The organism is Streptococcus urinalis 2285-97, assembly GCF_000188055.2.
Taxonomy (GTDB): Bacteria; Bacillota; Bacilli; order Lactobacillales; family Streptococcaceae; genus Streptococcus; species Streptococcus urinalis.
Genome location: NZ_AEUZ02000001.1, coordinates 1,474,287 through 1,490,590, shown reverse-complemented (window position 1 = coordinate 1,490,590; position 16,304 = coordinate 1,474,287). Strand labels below are relative to the sequence as shown.

Annotated in this window: 19 protein-coding genes; all 19 read left to right on the top strand. The window is 43.6% G+C overall.

What is annotated here, in order from left to right; translation table 11 throughout:
• Positions 1 to 2: 2 nt before the first annotated feature.
• Positions 3 to 254: an Nmad4 family putative nucleotide modification protein gene (locus STRUR_RS07590; RefSeq protein WP_003047241.1), complete on the top strand. Its 252-nt coding sequence runs from the start codon at positions 3 to 5 to the stop codon at positions 252 to 254.
• 1 nt (position 255) lies between these two features.
• Complete coding sequence (locus tag STRUR_RS07585) at positions 256 to 705, top strand: DUF4314 domain-containing protein (RefSeq protein ID WP_003047243.1); 450 nt, start codon at positions 256 to 258, stop codon at positions 703 to 705.
• A 47-nt stretch (positions 706 to 752) separates the two neighbouring features.
• Positions 753 to 1,226, top strand: coding sequence for a phage terminase small subunit P27 family (locus tag STRUR_RS07580; protein ID WP_003047244.1), 474 nt, complete (start codon positions 753 to 755; stop codon positions 1,224 to 1,226).
• Entirely contained in the window at positions 1,223 to 2,815 is a 1,593-nt protein-coding gene (locus tag STRUR_RS07575; RefSeq protein WP_025195231.1) for a terminase large subunit, read from the top strand. Before STRUR_RS07580 ends, STRUR_RS07575 begins: the two co-directional genes overlap by 4 nt.
• 66 nt (positions 2,816 to 2,881) lie before the next feature.
• Positions 2,882 to 3,175, top strand: a complete 294-nt coding sequence (gene relB, locus STRUR_RS07570) for a type II toxin-antitoxin system RelB/ParD family antitoxin (protein WP_000024185.1) — start codon at positions 2,882 to 2,884, stop codon at positions 3,173 to 3,175.
• Positions 3,168 to 3,506: a type II toxin-antitoxin system RelE/ParE family toxin gene (locus STRUR_RS07565; RefSeq protein ID WP_000181406.1), complete on the top strand. Its 339-nt coding sequence runs from the start codon at positions 3,168 to 3,170 to the stop codon at positions 3,504 to 3,506. The genes relB and STRUR_RS07565 overlap by 8 nt, the downstream gene beginning before the upstream one ends.
• 80 nt (positions 3,507 to 3,586) lie before the next feature.
• Positions 3,587 to 3,790 carry a hypothetical protein gene (locus STRUR_RS07560; protein ID WP_000155124.1) on the top strand — a complete coding sequence of 68 codons (204 nt, stop codon included), beginning with the start codon at positions 3,587 to 3,589 and terminating at the stop codon, positions 3,788 to 3,790.
• 69 nt (positions 3,791 to 3,859) lie between these two features.
• Positions 3,860 to 5,197: a phage portal protein gene (locus tag STRUR_RS07555; protein ID WP_000523689.1), complete on the top strand. Its 1,338-nt coding sequence runs from the start codon at positions 3,860 to 3,862 to the stop codon at positions 5,195 to 5,197.
• Positions 5,142 to 5,840, top strand: coding sequence for a head maturation protease, ClpP-related (locus STRUR_RS07550; protein ID WP_001248759.1), 699 nt, complete (start codon positions 5,142 to 5,144; stop codon positions 5,838 to 5,840). The genes STRUR_RS07555 and STRUR_RS07550 overlap by 56 nt, the downstream gene beginning before the upstream one ends.
• A 14-nt stretch (positions 5,841 to 5,854) precedes the next feature.
• Positions 5,855 to 7,063, top strand: a complete 1,209-nt coding sequence (locus tag STRUR_RS07545) for a phage major capsid protein (RefSeq protein WP_000040506.1) — start codon at positions 5,855 to 5,857, stop codon at positions 7,061 to 7,063.
• Positions 7,060 to 7,317 (top strand): head-tail connector protein, encoded by a 258-nt coding sequence (locus STRUR_RS07540; protein ID WP_000988606.1) that lies wholly within the window; start codon positions 7,060 to 7,062, stop codon positions 7,315 to 7,317. Before STRUR_RS07545 ends, STRUR_RS07540 begins: the two co-directional genes overlap by 4 nt.
• Positions 7,317 to 7,655, top strand: a complete 339-nt coding sequence (locus STRUR_RS07535; protein ID WP_000684957.1) for a head-tail adaptor protein — start codon at positions 7,317 to 7,319, stop codon at positions 7,653 to 7,655. Before STRUR_RS07540 ends, STRUR_RS07535 begins: the two co-directional genes overlap by 1 nt.
• Complete coding sequence (locus tag STRUR_RS07530; RefSeq protein ID WP_003047252.1) at positions 7,648 to 8,016, top strand: HK97 gp10 family phage protein; 369 nt, start codon at positions 7,648 to 7,650, stop codon at positions 8,014 to 8,016. Before STRUR_RS07535 ends, STRUR_RS07530 begins: the two co-directional genes overlap by 8 nt.
• A gap of 8 nt (positions 8,017 to 8,024) precedes the next feature.
• On the top strand, positions 8,025 to 8,351 hold the full coding sequence (locus STRUR_RS07525; protein WP_001209975.1) for a hypothetical protein: 327 nt from the start codon (positions 8,025 to 8,027) through the stop codon (positions 8,349 to 8,351).
• Positions 8,352 to 8,353: 2 nt separating this feature from the next.
• Positions 8,354 to 8,923 (top strand): major tail protein, encoded by a 570-nt coding sequence (locus STRUR_RS07520; RefSeq protein WP_000818570.1) that lies wholly within the window; start codon positions 8,354 to 8,356, stop codon positions 8,921 to 8,923.
• Between the two features lie 11 nt (positions 8,924 to 8,934).
• A complete protein-coding gene (locus STRUR_RS07515; protein ID WP_003047255.1) occupies positions 8,935 to 9,354 on the top strand; it encodes a hypothetical protein in 420 nt (139 codons plus the stop codon).
• A 182-nt stretch (positions 9,355 to 9,536) separates the two neighbouring features.
• On the top strand, positions 9,537 to 12,656 hold the full coding sequence (locus STRUR_RS07510; RefSeq protein ID WP_003047259.1) for a phage tail tape measure protein: 3,120 nt from the start codon (positions 9,537 to 9,539) through the stop codon (positions 12,654 to 12,656).
• Positions 12,653 to 13,378 carry a hypothetical protein gene (locus STRUR_RS07505; protein ID WP_003047260.1) on the top strand — a complete coding sequence of 242 codons (726 nt, stop codon included), beginning with the start codon at positions 12,653 to 12,655 and terminating at the stop codon, positions 13,376 to 13,378. Before STRUR_RS07510 ends, STRUR_RS07505 begins: the two co-directional genes overlap by 4 nt.
• The gene (locus STRUR_RS07500; protein ID WP_006738705.1) at positions 13,378 to 16,293 is read left to right on the top strand and encodes a phage tail spike protein; all 2,916 of its coding nucleotides are present in this window, start codon (positions 13,378 to 13,380) and stop codon (positions 16,291 to 16,293) included. The genes STRUR_RS07505 and STRUR_RS07500 overlap by 1 nt, the downstream gene beginning before the upstream one ends.
• Positions 16,294 to 16,304: the final 11 nt, after the last annotated feature.

The following is a 16,304-nucleotide window of genomic DNA, read 5'->3' as shown; positions in this document are numbered from 1 at the left end:
CCATGACAACCGCAACACTTGAAAGACTTCACGGCTACTACCAAGCAACCGCAAGTATCATTCCTTACAAGGATTGGGTGATTGTTGCCTACACAGGTTACAAAGGCGTTAGTGTAGATATTTACGAAACAACAGACAGCCTTGACCACTTCAGCCATTTTGAAAGAAAATTTGACCGCATTTACCAAGAAGAAGGAAACTTCCAAGACCAAGGTAACGCAGTCAAATGGGCATTTGAAACAATAGGAGCATAAAATGAACGACAAACTTTTGAAACGAATCAAATTGTCCTATCCAAATGGAACAAGGGTAAGACTTGTTCATATGGACGACCCTCGCCCAGTTCCAGTAGGGACGCTTGGCACGGTACTTGATGTGGATGATATTGGTTCACTCATTGTCTCTTGGGACAATGGGCAGAGCTTGAATGTTTTATATGGGATTGATTATGTAGTCAAGGTTGAGATTGACCGTGAAGGCTTTATTCAAGGCCTCTACAACTATCTGAGACAGGGGTACAATGGGTACGTTTTTGATAGTGATGAGAAAGCCGTCCCCTTATCACACGATGAGGTTTTGAGCTTAATGACTAGTCCTACTGCAAAAACGGACATTGATATTTTTGAAGATGAACGTCATTACCATAACTTAGAACCTAGTGTTAAGTTATCTCGTGAAGAGATTGAAAGTGTTGTTAAGAACTAAAAGGTTTCTGTTGAAGCCTTTTTCTTGTGAAAAAAGGAGGTGAGACCGTGGCAGTTAGAGGGCGAAAACCAAAGCCTACCAATTTGAAAATACTTGAAGGAAATCCTGGAAAGCGGCCTCTACCATCAAATGAGGTTAAACCCAAACAGAAAGCCCCACGTTGCCCACAGTGGCTCGAAGACGATGCCAAGAAGGAATGGAAACGGATGGGTAAAATTCTAGAACAGATGGGTCTATTAACGGAGATGGACATGACGGCCTTTGCCGGGTATTGCCAAGCCTATGCTCGTTGGAAGGAAGCAGAAGAATTTTTATCCAAGCATGGTTCGATTATCAAAACTCCTAATGGTTACCTCCAACAAGTTCCACAAGTATCCATTAGTCAAACGAACCTAAAAATTATGTTAAAGTTCTGTGAACAGTTCGGTCTGACCCCCTCAGCCCGTAACCGTTTGGCGACTATGGATGCAGAGGTTGGTAATGGTGATGAGATGGAAGTTTTGCTAGGAGGTATTCTCTGACCTATCATTATGAACCAAGTCCTATTATGCTTCCGACTTCTCATTACGACAAGTCAAAGGCAGATAGGGCAGTGACTTTTATCAATAACCTTGCCCACACCAAGGGCAAGTGGGCAGGTAAGAAGTTTGATTTGTTGCCGTGGCAAGAGCAGATTGTTCGTGACCTCTTTGGGATAGTGAAGGAAGATGGTAACCGTCAGTTTCTAACAGCCTATATCGAGATACCAAAGAAAAATGGCAAGTCTGAACTCGCCGCGGCAATTGCTCTTTATCTACTTTACGCTGATAATGAGGCCAGTGCGGAAGTTTATGGTGCTGCTTGTGACCGCAACCAAGCCTCTATTGTATTTGACGTTGCTAAACAGATGGTTCTCATGAGCCGACCACTTGAAAAACGCTCCAAGATTATGGGAGCAACCAAGCGGATAGTCAACTATTCAAACGCTGGTTTCTATCAAGTCCTCTCAGCTGAGACAGGAACCAAACACGGACTCAACGTGTCTGGACTAGTCTTTGACGAAATCCATGCCCAACCCAATCGCCATCTCTATGATGTCTTGACCAAAGGTTCAGGTGACGCTAGGGAACAACCCCTCTTTTTCATCATCACAACAGCTGGAACAGATAAAAACTCCATCTGTTATGAACTCCATACCAAGGCACTTGACATTCTTAAAGGTCGAAAGAAGGACACGTCCTTTTATCCAGTCGTGTATGGATTATCTGATGAAGATGATTGGAATGACGAAGCCAACTGGCTGAAAGCTAACCCCTCACTTGGTCACACGATTGGGATTGACCGTGTTCGTGAAGCCTACCAACAGGCACTTGATAACCCAGCAGAGGAGAACGTCTTTAAGCAGCTCCGTCTCAATATGTGGACGAGTTCCAGTGTGGCTTGGATACCTGAACATGTCTATGCAAAAGGTAACGTCCCAATAGATTATGAGGCTCTTAGGGGGCGAGATTGCTACGCAGGGCTTGACTTATCGAGCACATCTGACATTACAGCCTTTGTCTTGGTTTTCCCACCACGACATAGTGAGGAGAACTATATTATATTGCCCTTCTTTTGGTTGCCAGAGGATACTTTGGAGTTGAGATGTCGCCGTGACCACGTCTTATATGATGTTTGGGAAAAGCAGGGCTACATCAAGACAACCGAAGGAAACGTTGTTCACTATGGTTTCATCGAAGCCTTTATTGAACACCTCTCTGAAACCTACCACATCAAGGAGATTGCCTATGACCGCTGGAATGCGACCCAGATGGTTCAGAATCTTGAGGGAATGGGCTTAACCATGGTGCCTTTTGGACAAGGCTATAAGGATATGAGTCCACCATCCAAGGAACTTTACAAGCTCATGATGGAAGGGAAAATCCAACACGGAGGTCATCCAGTTCTCAAATGGATGGGACAAAACGTGGTTATGCGACAAGACCCTGCTGGCAATATCAAGCCAGACAAGGAAAAATCCGTTGAGAAGATTGACGGTATTGTGGCTCTTATCATGGGGCTTGACCGTTGTATTCGCCACCAAGGTGATGAAGGTAGTGTCTATGATGAGAGAGGCATCCTAAGTTTTTAGTTGACGTATAAAGAGAAGTTTGATAAAGTGTAAATACAAATCATCTTTACAAAAGAGGTCTTTATTATGGCAAATACTCAACCAGTCAATTTTAGAGCAGATTCTGCCTTTTACCAACAAACCAAAGCAATTCTAGCAGATGAAAAGCTAACTCTTTCTGATGTTTTCAATGCGGCTCTCCGCAAAATTGCGACAGGGGCAGTTGATGCAAAAGAATTCGTTTCTAGTGATCTAACAGAATCTCAGTATCAAATCGCCTTTGAAGATTTGAAAAAGGAGATTTTACTTGGACATCAAGATATCCTAGAGGGCAATGTAACTGCACTCTCTGATGTCAGAAAGGAATTTGGTCTTGACTAATCACAAACGTTATCAGGTTCTTCTTGCCGACCAAGCAAAGCAAGACTTAAGGGATATCCATGACTATATCTTGGTGAACTTTTATAGCCAACAATCTGCAGATGGGAAGATTGATTTAATATTATCTGCTCTTGAAACCTTAGAAACTTTTCCTGAGGCTTGTCCTTTGGTATCAAGTCGTGGTTATGGTCAATTGACTGACGATAGTAAAATCTATCGCTATATGCCTATCGAAAACTATATTGCTTTTTATTTTATAGAGCAACACACTGTCAACGTTGCTCGTATTATGAATTCAAAGCAAAATTGGGCTAAATTATTTAATAAATAGCCATTGATTTTTTGACCGAAAGTTAGAATTTAGAGTTAAAATAGAACTATAATAGAACTATTAAGAAGCGAGGTTTTAATATGACGATTCAAGAAATTCAAGAGAAAATCGTAGCTGAGTTAAGTGGTAAAGTTTCTGCAGGGGAATTTTCAGAGAATGATGCTGTGGCCTATTGGTCAGACGAGACTGGTGTTTATGCTTATTCACTTGAAGAAAAAGATATCGAACATCACTCTTCGGTGACGTCCATTCGAGATTTGATTGAGACTATTCTGGAAAGCTAAAAAGAATATAGCATGAGGCATCTCCAAATGCGGAGGTGCTTTTTTCATACCCAAAAATAAGGAGGAATTATGGGACTACTTGATTTACTTGGAAGAAAAAGGACCAGAGATAAGCCCCAAAACAGTTATGAAGGTCAGGACTTTTCCTACCTCTTTGGTCGCACGACTAGTGGAGAGAATGTGGATGAGTTTAAGGCTATGCAGACGACGGCGGTCTATGCTTGTGTGCGAATCCTTGCAGAAGCAGTTGCCTCTTTACCAATTCATGTTTATGAGTTGACGAGTAATGGAAAAGAGAAAAAGATCGATCATCCGTTATACTTTCTCCTTCATGATGAACCCAATCCAGAGATGTCCTCCTTTATCTTTCGAGAGACAATTATGAGTCATTTGCTGATATGGGGAAATGCTTATATTCAGATTATCAGGGATAAAGCTGGACGAGTGATTAGTCTATATCCGCTATTACCTGATAAGATGTCCGTTCATCGTGATGATTCTGGAAAACTCTACTACAAATACCAGCGACAGACTGAAGAGAACCCTAACTTCAAAGATAAAGGAACAGTTCTATTGAAACAGGAGGATATTCTTCATGTGCCTGGACTTGGCTTTGATGGCTTGATTGGCTACTCACCGATTGCTATGGCAAAAAATGCGATTGGGATGACGCTAGCAACCGAGAATTACGGAGCCGCATTCTTTAAAAATGGTGCTAACCCAGGCGGTGTCTTAGAACACCCAGGGATTTTGAAAGACCCTAAACGAGTCCGTGACTCATGGAATGCTGTCTATAATGGAGCGACGAATGCTCATAAGGTAGCTGTCCTTGAAGAGGGCATGAAGTACACCCAAGTTGGTATCCCACCAGAAGAAGCTCAGTTTCTCCAAACACGGAAGTTTCAGATTAACGAAATTGCACGACTTTACCGTATCCCACCACACATGGTTGGGGATTTGGAAAAGTCGTCTTTTTCAAATATCGAACAACAGTCACTTGAATTTGTGAAATATACCTTAGACCCTTGGGTAGTTCGTTTAGAACAAGCCTTCAAGAGGTCTCTTTTTTTACCTGAAGAAAAGAAACGCTACCTGATCAAGTTCAACGTAGACGGTTTACTTCGTGGAGACTACCAAAGTCGTATGAATGGCTATGCCATCGCACGTCAAAATGGCTGGCTCTCTACAAACGACATTCGTGAGTTGGAAGACTTGAATTTGCTTCCTGATGAAGAAGGCGGGAACCTCTACTTGATTAACGGCAACATGACCAAATTAAAAGATGCTGGTGGTTTCATGAAGCAACCGACAGAAATGGAACCAGCTGAAGACACACCAGAGGAGGAAGAAAATGCGACAATTTTGGAATTTTACCGAAGAGGGAGATGTCCGCACTCTTCGGATTGAAGGACAGATTGCGGACGAAACTTGGTTTGGGGATGAAGTTACCCCACAGCTCTTTAAGAATGATTTGTTAGCAGGAAAAGGCGATATCACCCTCTGGATCAATAGTCCAGGGGGTGATGTGTTTGCGGCTGCCCAAATCTATAACATGCTGATGGATTATAAGGGAAATGTCAATGTGATTATTGATGGCCTAGCCGCAAGTGCTGCCAGCGTGATTGCCATGGCAGGGACAACTGTTACCATGAGCCCTGTAGCTATGCTGATGATTCATAATCCTTGGACAGTAGCACAAGGTGAAGCTAGGGATATGGCAAGAGTCATTGAGATGCTTGGGGAAATCAAGGAGTCCATTATCAATGCCTATGAGTTACGTACTGGTCTATCAAGAACGAAGATTTCACATCTGATGGATAGTGAAACTTGGTTCAATGCTAAAAAGGCTGTTGAGCTAGGTTTTGCGGATACAATTCTCTTTGATGAGGGAAAATCTAGTGAAACTAACGTTCTTGACAGCTATACCTTTAGTCGAGTGACTACTGAGAAAGACCTTGTTGTGACTATGCAAGCTAAACTTGAGCCACCAAAACCCAAGTTAAGTATTCCGCTTAACCAATTGGAAAAAAGATTACAGTTAATAAAATAAAAGGAGTGTATTGTATGTCTAAATTACTTGAATTAAAAGAACAGCGTAACAAGGCTTGGCAGGATGCTAAAGCCTTTTTAAATGCCTGTGAAACATCTGATGGTATGGTGTCTGAAGAAGATGCTAAGCGCTATGATGAGATGGAAACTAAAGTTACTAATCTGACAAAGCAAATCGAACGTTTGGAACGTCAAGAAAAGTTGGATACAGAATTGTCGCAACCGACTTCACAAGCATTGACCTCGCAACCTACAGTAGATGTTAGTAAGGAAAAAGGAGATGAGAAGAAAGGTATTGCTTCGGATGTTTATTCTCAAACCTTCTGGACCAATGTCCGTAAACGTCACTTTTTTGATGTGAAAGATGTTCTTCGTGTTGGTGAAGATACAGAGGGTGGTCATCTTGTTCCAGATGAATACGAGAAGAAACTGGTGCAAGGTCTTCAAGAAGAAAATTTTTTTAGAAGTCTTGCGACTGTTATTAAAACATCGAGTGGTGAGCGTAAGATTCCAGTTGTCACCGGTCACGGTTCTGCCTCTTGGATGGACGAGAATGGGCTCTATCCAGAGACAGATGAGACTTTTGGTCAAGTGACTCTTGATTCACATAAGATTGGGACAGCAATCCGTATCTCAGAGGAATTGCTCAATGATTCTGTCTTTGATCTTGAGTCCTATATGACTTCTGAATTTGCTCGTCGTATTGGCACAGAAGAAGAAAAATCTTTCTTGGTGGGTGATGGTTCTAAAAAGCCAACAGGTATCTTTACGCAAGCAGATGTAGAAGGACCAACGACCGCAACCAAAGACATCACCTTTGATGACATGATTGAGCTTTACCACTCACTGCCAGCTCCTTACCGTAAGAATGCGGTCTGGATTTTACATGACACTACGGTAAAAGCTATCCGCAAGCTTAAGGACAATAATGGTAATTACATCTGGCAACCATCTACACAGGCTGGTCAACCTGATTTGATTCTCAACCGTCCTTACTACACGTCGACCTTTGCGCCACTTCCAGAAGCAGGAAACAAAGCTATTGCCTTTGGTGATTTCTCTTACTACTGGATTGCGGACCGTCAGGGTCGTACCTTCAAACGTCTCAATGAGCTTTATGCCAACAATGGCCAGATTGGTTTTCTTGCCGGCCAACGTGTGGATGGAAAACTTGTTCTACCAGAAGCTGTTAAGGTTTTGACTGTCAAAGGTAAAACGGCATGATGACGTTAGAAGAAGTCAAGCTTTATTTGAAAGTGGAAAATGGTGAGGAGGACTACCTTATCGAGCAGTTGATGGCAACTAGTCGCCAGCTCTGTGAAGATATTCTTCGTGAGACCTCAACTTCTGAAGTTCTAAAGACAGCAATCCTCTACGGGGTTGCCTATCTTTATGAACACCGTGAAGAAGCCAATCACAAGGAGTTAAAGGAAACTCTCTATCATTTGCTTTTAGCTGACAGAAAGGATGTGTTCTGATGAAGATTGCCCCTCTAAGAGAACAGCTAGTCTTTCAAGAAAAGCGAATCAGACAGGATGACATCGGAAATGAGTCAACCATTTGGGATGACCTCTTTATGCGTTGGTGCTCTTGTCGCCCTCTGGCTTTAACTGAAAGTGATGGGAGTGTGACAAAACTGATTCATAACAAGGTGCAGTTTACCTTGCGTTACGATAAGGCTGTTCTTACTCTTAACTCTTTAACGACTCGGATTTACTTTCGTGACCAGTATTACGCTATTGAGTCCCTTGATAGCGATACTGTGCCACGGAGCTTGATTTATATCGTTGCGACTAAGGAGGAAGCTCATGACTAGAATTGGACTTGATGATTTAGCTTCAGTTATTGAAAAGGAGTTAACGACTTATGCCAAAGACACCACGGATACCATGCGTGAGGTGGTTGAGGAAGTGACAGACGATGCCGTTGAAACCTTAAAGGTTACTTCCCCAAAACGACGTGGGAAATATGCTAAAGGGTGGACGAGTAAGGCAACGACTGACACCAATACCGCTCTGACTAAAACCATTCATAACCGAACGCCTGGGCTAACTCATTTGCTTGAAGATGGGCATGCTAAACAAAATGGTGGTCGGGTTGAAGGGCGAAAGCACATCGCTCCTGTCGAGAAAAAGGCGATTCAGTCGTTTGAGGACAAATTGAGACAGAAACTGTGAGGTGGCTTATGCGATTTGAAGAGCTTTTCCGTGTCTTGAAAGCAACCAAACTCCCAGTAGCCTATCACCATTTTGAGGAAGGGCACAGCCCCAGTCCGCCCTTTATGGTTTATTTGGTCATTGATTCAGATAACCTTGGAGCCGATAACTGGGCTTATCACAAAGCTCTAAACGTACAGATTGAGCTTTACACGACTAAGAAAGATTTAGCAACAGAAACAACGGTGGAATCCCTTCTTGATGCCCACCGTCTTTATTTTGACAAGGTAGAGACTTACATCACTAGTGAGAAACTCTACCAAACCATTTATTCCATCACACTATTAGGAGGATAACCATGGCAGAAAAAAACAAGGTCACCTTTGGCCTACAAGATGTCCACTGGGCAGAAGTCACTAGTGAAGGAGCTGACGGGGCTTTAACCTATGGCACTGTCGAGCGCCTTCGTGGTGCCGCAGAACTAACGCTTGAACCTACTGGAGACAAAGGGTCTTACAAGGCAGACAACATCAACTTTTACACGACTGAATCTAATGACGGCTATGAGGGAACACTGAAAGTTGCTCTCTTGTCGCAAGAGTTTCTGACTCGTGTTTTGGGCGAGCAGCTTGATGCGACCACCAATACCATTTCAGAAATTGCCAGTAGCAAGAAAAAGAACTTCGCTCTCATGTTCCGATTTGAAGGGGACAAGAAAGAGACGCTTCATGTGCTTTATTACTGTTACGCTTCACGCCCAACTGTAGGCTCTAAAACCAAGTCTGGGTCTGATATCAATGAGGTAGAGTTGACCTTTACGGCAAGTCCACGCCCACTTGATAAGATTGTTCGCCGCAGAACGACTGAAGAAACCAGTGATGAGATTCGTGAGAACTGGTTTAAATCTGTCTTTGAACCAGCTGCTTAAAGGAGGAGAACATGCGACAAAAAATCACCATTGCTGGGAAAACCTATCCTTTGGCTACGAATGCCTATACACCGATTGCTTATAAGGAACAATTTGGAAAGGATTATTTCCAGGATCTCTTTAACATGTTAAGTGCGGAATCCATCATGACTCAGCTTGAGCAATTGGAAGAGGGGGAAGAGTTAAAGGCTAGTCAGATTGACTTGTCTATTTTATCTGATTTCGACATGACCTTTTTTCACCGTCTCTTTTGGGTCTTTGCCAAGTCAGCCAACCCTCGAATCAAACCATTCGAGGATTTCTTTATGTCGATGGAGGAATTTCCCCTTCAGGAAGTTGGGCCAGTCTTGATGTCCATGCTTAACCAAGGGATGACAACCAGAAAAAAGCAGAAACTTCCGAAACAGCGAGCGAGGAAATCTTCACGGTAGAGAGTTACCTCTCTTGTTGTAAGGAGACTGGCCTTTCCATTGATGACTTAAAGCACATCTCAATTGGCATGGCACTGGATTATCAGACGGATTATGTGGAGCTAAGAAGCCGAGATGAGAGTGGTGTTCGTAAAGCTACCCAAGCAGACTTTGACAATTTCTAGTAGGGAGGAGGAGTGACGATGGCAGGAAATATCAAAGGTATCACCATTGAAATTGGCGGTGATACCCAGCCCTTACAAAATGCCTTAAAGGGTGTGAACAAACAGGCTTCTGAAGCCACTAAGGAACTGCGTCAGATTGACAAGGCACTCAAGTTTGATACTGGCAATGTCACTCTTTTGACCCAGAAGCAGGAAGTCTTAGCCAAACAAGTTGAAACAACTAAAGAAAAACTCGCCACACTTCGTCAAGCTCAAGCCCAAGTCGAGGCTCAGTTCAAGGCCGGTAACATCGGTGCAGACCAATACCGTGCCTTCCAACGTGAGGTGGAGAGCACTCAAACGATCTTAAAGGGCTATGAATCAAAACTAGAAAGTGTTAACAAGGCTCTCTCTGAAAACGGAGCACAGGTTGAAACCAATCAATCGAAGCTCAATCGTCTCCAAAATGAGCAGGCACAGTTGGTGTCAGAAAGCGAAAAACTCAATAGTTCCTTTAAGCTACAAGAATCAGCATTAGCAACTACCGCAAGTGAGACTGATAAGTTAGCACTTGCTCAACAAAAGGTTGCTTCTCATTCAGAGATCCTTGAGAAACAGATACATAATCTGGAACAACAACTCTCTTTGACAAAGAGCGAGTATGGGGAGAATTCGATTGAAGCTAACAAGCTTGAGAAAACTCTTAATGAGACAAAGACCGCTTACAACAATCTCCAAAATGAGATGGAGGAGTTGGCCTCTAGCTCTGCGAGTTCCAAGGCTTCTTTGGAAGAGACAAATAGTCTCTTAAAGGCTGACCTTCTCATGGAGTTTGGCGACCAACTGGGAGAGTTGTCACAGAAGTTGATTGACTTTGGTCAACAATCGCTTGACGCATTTCTTGAAGTTGATGAGGGTATGGATATCATTGTCACAAAAACTGGAGCGACTGGTTCTGCCCTTGAAGAGATGACTGACATCGCCAAAACCCTAGCCACTGAACTGCCAACGGATTTTAATACGGCAGGAAGTGCCGTAGGGGAGTTGAATACGCAATTTGGGTTAACAGGAGATGCCCTTAAATCAGCCTCTACCCAGTTGATTCAGTTCTCAGAGATCAATGGGAGTGATGTGACGAGCTCTGCCATTTCAGCCAAACAAGCGATTGAAGCCTATGGACTTGAAGCGACTGATTTATCAAGTGTTTTAGACACGGTTACTTATACCAGCCAAGCGACAGGTGTTGGTGTCCAAGAGTTAATGGACAAGGCAGTAGCGGGAGCACCACAAATCAAAGCCTTTGGCCTTTCCTTTGATGAGGGTGTCACCTTGATGGGACAGTTTGAAAAAGCAGGGGTTGATTCTTCTGCAGCACTTTCGTCACTCTCAAAGGCAGCTGTTAAGTATGCGGGCGATGGGATTACGCTTCAAGAAGGACTTGCTGGAACCATTGAGCAAATCAAAACCTCAACCAGTGAAACAGAGGCTCTTTCTCTTGCCTCAGAAATTTTCGGAAGTAAAGCAGCTCCACGTATGGTTGATGCCATCAAGCGTGGGGCTTTATCTTTTGAAGATTTAGCAGGAACAGCTGATAAGGCAGCTGGGATTGTAACACAGACCTATGAGGGGACGCTTGATCCTATTGATAAGTTTACAACTGCTCAAAACACGGCGAAGTTAGCGATGGCTGAAATGGGAGACGCTATTGCCGCAACCCTAGCTCCCATCTTGGAAATATTAGCGAGTTTACTTCAAGCTGTTGCCACTTGGTTTTCTGGTCTATCAGAACCAGTGAAACAATTTATTGTTATTGTCGGAAGTTTGGTCGCAGCCCTTGGATTAGTCTTACCGATTTTTATTGCTCTGCAAGCAGCTGCGATGGCTATGGGATCCACCATCATGGGGATGATAACAGTGGCAGCACCAATAGTAGGGATTATTCTTGGTGTCATTGCCGTTGTTGCCTTACTGGTTGTTGGGATTCAACAACTTTGGCAACATCACGAAGGCTTTCGGACAGCTGTGACAGAAATCTGGAATGCCATCTATGCCTTTTTATCTGTCATTATCCAACAGATATCAAGCTTTGTTATGTCGATATGGGGAACCTTGACTACTTGGTGGACAGAGAACCAACAGCTAATCCTTAATGCCGCAAATACCGTATGGACAGCCATTTCAACAGTTATTCAGACCATTATGACTATTCTTGGACCTTACCTTCAAGCCAGTTGGGAGAATATCAAACTGATTATCACGACAGCTTGGGACATCATTAAAGTGGTCGTTGAAACAGCCATCAATGTTGTCTTAGGTATTATCGAAGCAGTCATGCAGATTATCACGGGTGATTGGTCAGGTGCCTGGGAAACCATCAAGCAGGTCGTCTCTACAGTTTGGGAAGCCATCAAGTCACTGATTTCGATTGTTCTAAGTGCCATTGCTCAGTTCATTTCCAATTCCTGGAATGGCATTAAAGGCATCATGACAAACTTACTCAATAGCATCAAATCTGTCGTTAGTAATGTCTGGAATAGCATTAAGTCCACGATTAGTTCCATTCTATCGAGTATTGGCGCAACGGTATCTTCCGTTTGGAACGGAATGAAGGCTACTATCTCAGGTGTCCTAAGTGGTATTTCAAACACAGTGTCCTCTGTCTGGAATGGGGTCAAATCGACCATTACAAATGCTATCAATGGGGCAAAAAATGCAGTCTCTTCAGCCATCAATGCCATTAAGAATCTCTTTAACTTCAAGATTAAGTGGCCGCATATTCCTCTTCCGCACTTTAGTGTGTCAGGTTCTGCGAATCCCCTTGATTGGTTAAAAGGTAGCTTACCTAAGATTTCCATTCAGTGGTACGCCAAGGGTGGGATTCTGACTAAGCCAACGGCATTTGGTATGACAGGGAATAGCTTGATGGTTGGAGGAGAAGCAGGACGTGAAGCAGTTCTACCTCTTAATAACCAAACTCTTGGAAGTATCGGACGCAGCATCGCAGCCACCATGCCTAACAAAGGAACAACCATAACGGTCAATATCACAGATGTTGTGATTCGTGAAGAAGCGGATATGAAAAAACTAGCCGATTATGTGGCTGGTCGATTAGCTGATGAAATGGCACGACAAGCCTTACTGAGAGGAGGAACAGTGTGATTAAACATAATGAATTGGTACTGAATGGAAAAGGCACCTCGTCTTTTCCTTTTAAAGTGCTTGTGGAAGATAGACCGAGTATTCAAGTGCCACGGTCTAAAACGCAACTCTTAGACCATCGTGGGTTGAGTGGGGCGATTGTTCAAACCAATAAGCATCGTGATGTGATTGAGAAACCTTACCGCTTGTATCTTATTGGTGCGAGTGAGAAAGAAGTCAATGAGTTCTCGGCCTTTCTGATGCAGGAAGGGTTTTGGTTAGAAAGTGAACGGCTTAAGCTTACTCGATTTTGGTGTTACCGTACGGATAGCTTTGACATCAAGCAGGATGACCATGATGTGTATGTGATTGATGTGACCTTTATCTGCCACCCCACTCGCTTTTTTAAGAGTGTGGATAGGCAAGTTTTGAGTGCCAATGGTGTGTTAAAAACACAAGGCTCTGCTCTTGCCTTTCCTACCATCACCATCACCGGTCAATCGGTGTCAGAAACCTCATTCACAGTAGGTGACCAAGTGATCCGTATTGAGAAATTTACAGAACCTCTCCTTATGGTTAATCATCCAGACCGTCCTAGTTTTAAGACCCTATCAGGGAAAGCTGTTAAGTGGTCTGGGGACTTTATCACGATTGATGTCAGTCATCCAACACAATCTGTCGGAGTGATTTTAGGCAGTGGGATATTATCGCTTACCTTTGAGACGAATTGGGGGTGGGTGTGATGCTTTACCTTCTTGATGGTCAAACAAAGACACCGAAGTGGAATGGCCAACCATTATTTGAAACGGTGAGTGCAACGGTAGAAGAGGAGTTGAATGGCACTTTTCAGCTCCGTTTAACTTATCCGATTACGGATTCAGGTGTCCATGAAACCCTTAGAGCAGATGAATTGATTTTGTGTCCAACTCCTGATTTGGGAAAGCAGCTCTTTCGTGTTAAGCAGGTAAATATTCAAGACGATATGATAGAGCTTGAGTGCTATCACATTTCTGATGATGTGATGAAGCGTCAGATTAAGCCCTTTTTTGCGACTAACACGACTTGTCAATCAGCCCTGATGAGGCTGGTTGAAGCTTGTCCATCTGATTTAGGACTTTTTAGCTTTGACAGTGATGTGACGGAGCGTCATACCTATGTGTCTGACGAAGACTTGACACTTTACCAAGCTCTAATGGATGGTAAACATTCCATCCTTGGAACCTGGGAAGGTGAGCTCGTTCGTGCTAACTTTCAGCTGACGATTAAGAAACACCGTGGCAACGATAAGGAAGTTATTCTCACAAGTCATCACAATCTGAAAGCTTTTGAGGATAAGGATAATTCTGAGAAGGTCATTACGCGCATCTATGCGACCTCAACCTTTCAGGCAGAAGGTAGTGATGAGGATACCGTTCTTTCTGTTGTTGTGGAAAGTCCCCTTATTACCCAATACCCTTATGTCCATGAAGCACGGTATGAGAATAACACGCTTCAGACAGAGGAAGAGTTGCGACAATGGGCAATGGCTAAATTCACACATGAGCACATCGACAGTATCTCCAGACAGCTAACTGTTGAAGCCTATCAGTTAGACGGTCAGGAAGTTCATCTGGGTGATACGGTTACTCTTAAAAGCCAGAAGCACAAGGTAGATGTTAAGAAAAAGGCAGTTAGTTATACCTTTGACGCTCTAGAAGAAGTGTACCTTTCAGTGACCTTTGATGATGAGGTTAGCTTTACGAGCTCTGGATCATCTGGGACCCATTCGCTAGCCAGTGCGGCAAAGACTATTCTTGATGTCAATCAATCAGTTACAGAACACCGAGCGTCTAAGGAGCGAGCAAACTTTAACAAGGTTTTTGACAGGCAGTTTGAGCGTCTTCAAACAGAAGTTGAAGATGGTATCGCTATGGCCAAAGCAGAAGGCGAGCGTTCTGGGAAGAAAGCTGCGCTTGATTATCTGGCAACAGATGCCCTTGAAGCACGAGTCGCAGCCCTTCAAAAAGCTAAGATTGATGAGTTAACCGTCTCTAGTTCAGCATGGATGACAAGGCTTGTCTCTCAACAGATTCTATCAGAGTATGTGAAGAGTTTAGAGGTGGAAGCTGATAAGGTGGTTATTCCAGGTCAGCACAGCCCAGTATTTAGTTTGGATAGGGATGGGAATCTTTCCATTGATACGCCACTTCTAAAGGTTAGAGGGGAAAGTTTAGCGACACAAGCTGAACTTAAAACCATCTCTTTAACTCCTGGACCAAAGGGTGATGCTGGAGCAGATGGGGTAGGTATTCAGTCAAGGGAGCAGTATTACTTAGTCTCTGCACAAAAGACTGGTCTTACGACAACAAGTACTGGTTGGACTAAAACGATTCCCTCTCTAACCTCAACCCTTAAGTATTTGTGGAATTATGAAAAAACCACGTTCACCAATGGCTCAACGACAGTCACAACGCCTGTTGTTATCGGTGTTTATGGGGACAAGGGTGTGGATGGAAAGGTTGGTAAGGACGGAAAGACCCTCTACACTTGGAGGATGTACGCAGATAGTGACAAGGGAGATGGGATTTCTGCCGTCTCAACGGGCAAACGTTACCTCGGACTAGCCGTCAACAGGGAGAGTGCAACGCCTTCAACTAACCCTAGTGACTATACCTGGTCGTCCTTTTTTGAAGGAACAGAACTCGGTGGGCGCAATTACATTGACGATTATGCCATGAAGGCTACGACCTTTTCATCAGTAACCTCTGAGTGGAAGAAGGAGGTGGTTGAGGATACGAGCTCTGTCAGTGGCGTGACTGTTAAGATGACCTGTACCAAAGCAGGTACTGGTGGCTTCCATCGGAACTTCTATGATTTAAGAAGTCGAATTGGTGCTAATATGACGTTTAGTGTGGACCTCAAGGCAAGTAAGACGGTTAGTCTTACCATCGGAAATGAACTGAGCGGGACTAAGGTTGTTCAAGTTAGTTCTAGCTGGCAGCGGTATTCGGTGTCTTGGAAGGTTACTAGTGCCCAGAATCATTCCTATGTCTTTTACCTGAAGTCAGGAACATGGGCGGTGGGAGATGTGGTTTATCTTCGAAATGTTCAACTAGAAGATGGAAACGTTGCTTCAGCTCCAGGACCGTCTTTGAACGATCTGATCGCCCAGATTGATGCCAAGGCAGATAATGGCTTCATGAAGCAACAATTAGACCTTCTAACCGAAAAGACAGAATCTCTCCGAGTGGACCTTGAAGCGAAAGCGTTGGCAAAAGAAGTGGCCGATTGGCTCAAGTCTTATAAAGAATTTGAGAAAAATAATGAAGCTGTCCTTGCGCAATTTAATCAAGACTTTATTGATAATACGGCTCGTATCGCAGCGATTGAAGCTGATCTTAAAGCCAACAGTCTCTTGCTTAACTTTGTCAATACCTATCTGAGAGCTGGTGACAATGGGGTTATTATCGGTAAGAAGGATAACTCTGAGTATATCGAATTAACCCCACAAGGGATGATGATTAAGTCAGCTGGGAATGCCGTCATGACTGTCACAGCTGGTGTGATTAAAATTCATCATGGGGTCTTTGTGGAGACCTTACAGGTTGGATATTACCGACTAGAAGCTGCAAGGCATAATGCCAAGCATCTGGTTTGTCGTTTTATTGATGCCAAGTAGAAAGGAGACCT

Coding starts and splice junctions, on each gene's coding strand:
- STRUR_RS07540 (WP_000988606.1), top strand. CDS start 7,060: ATGATGACGTTAGAAGAAGTCAAGCTTTATTTGAAAGTGGAAAATGGT.
- STRUR_RS07520 (WP_000818570.1), top strand. CDS start 8,354: ATGGCAGAAAAAAACAAGGTCACCTTTGGCCTACAAGATGTCCACTGG.
- STRUR_RS07500 (WP_006738705.1), top strand. CDS start 13,378: ATGCTTTACCTTCTTGATGGTCAAACAAAGACACCGAAGTGGAATGGC.
- STRUR_RS07550 (WP_001248759.1), top strand. CDS start 5,142: ATGCGACAATTTTGGAATTTTACCGAAGAGGGAGATGTCCGCACTCTT.
- relB (WP_000024185.1), top strand. CDS start 2,882: ATGGCAAATACTCAACCAGTCAATTTTAGAGCAGATTCTGCCTTTTAC.
- STRUR_RS07525 (WP_001209975.1), top strand. CDS start 8,025: ATGCGATTTGAAGAGCTTTTCCGTGTCTTGAAAGCAACCAAACTCCCA.
- STRUR_RS07515 (WP_003047255.1), top strand. CDS start 8,935: ATGCGACAAAAAATCACCATTGCTGGGAAAACCTATCCTTTGGCTACG.
- STRUR_RS07530 (WP_003047252.1), top strand. CDS start 7,648: ATGACTAGAATTGGACTTGATGATTTAGCTTCAGTTATTGAAAAGGAG.
- STRUR_RS07560 (WP_000155124.1), top strand. CDS start 3,587: ATGACGATTCAAGAAATTCAAGAGAAAATCGTAGCTGAGTTAAGTGGT.
- STRUR_RS07590 (WP_003047241.1), top strand. CDS start 3: ATGACAACCGCAACACTTGAAAGACTTCACGGCTACTACCAAGCAACC.
- STRUR_RS07555 (WP_000523689.1), top strand. CDS start 3,860: ATGGGACTACTTGATTTACTTGGAAGAAAAAGGACCAGAGATAAGCCC.
- STRUR_RS07585 (WP_003047243.1), top strand. CDS start 256: ATGAACGACAAACTTTTGAAACGAATCAAATTGTCCTATCCAAATGGA.
- STRUR_RS07545 (WP_000040506.1), top strand. CDS start 5,855: ATGTCTAAATTACTTGAATTAAAAGAACAGCGTAACAAGGCTTGGCAG.
- STRUR_RS07510 (WP_003047259.1), top strand. CDS start 9,537: ATGGCAGGAAATATCAAAGGTATCACCATTGAAATTGGCGGTGATACC.
- STRUR_RS07535 (WP_000684957.1), top strand. CDS start 7,317: ATGAAGATTGCCCCTCTAAGAGAACAGCTAGTCTTTCAAGAAAAGCGA.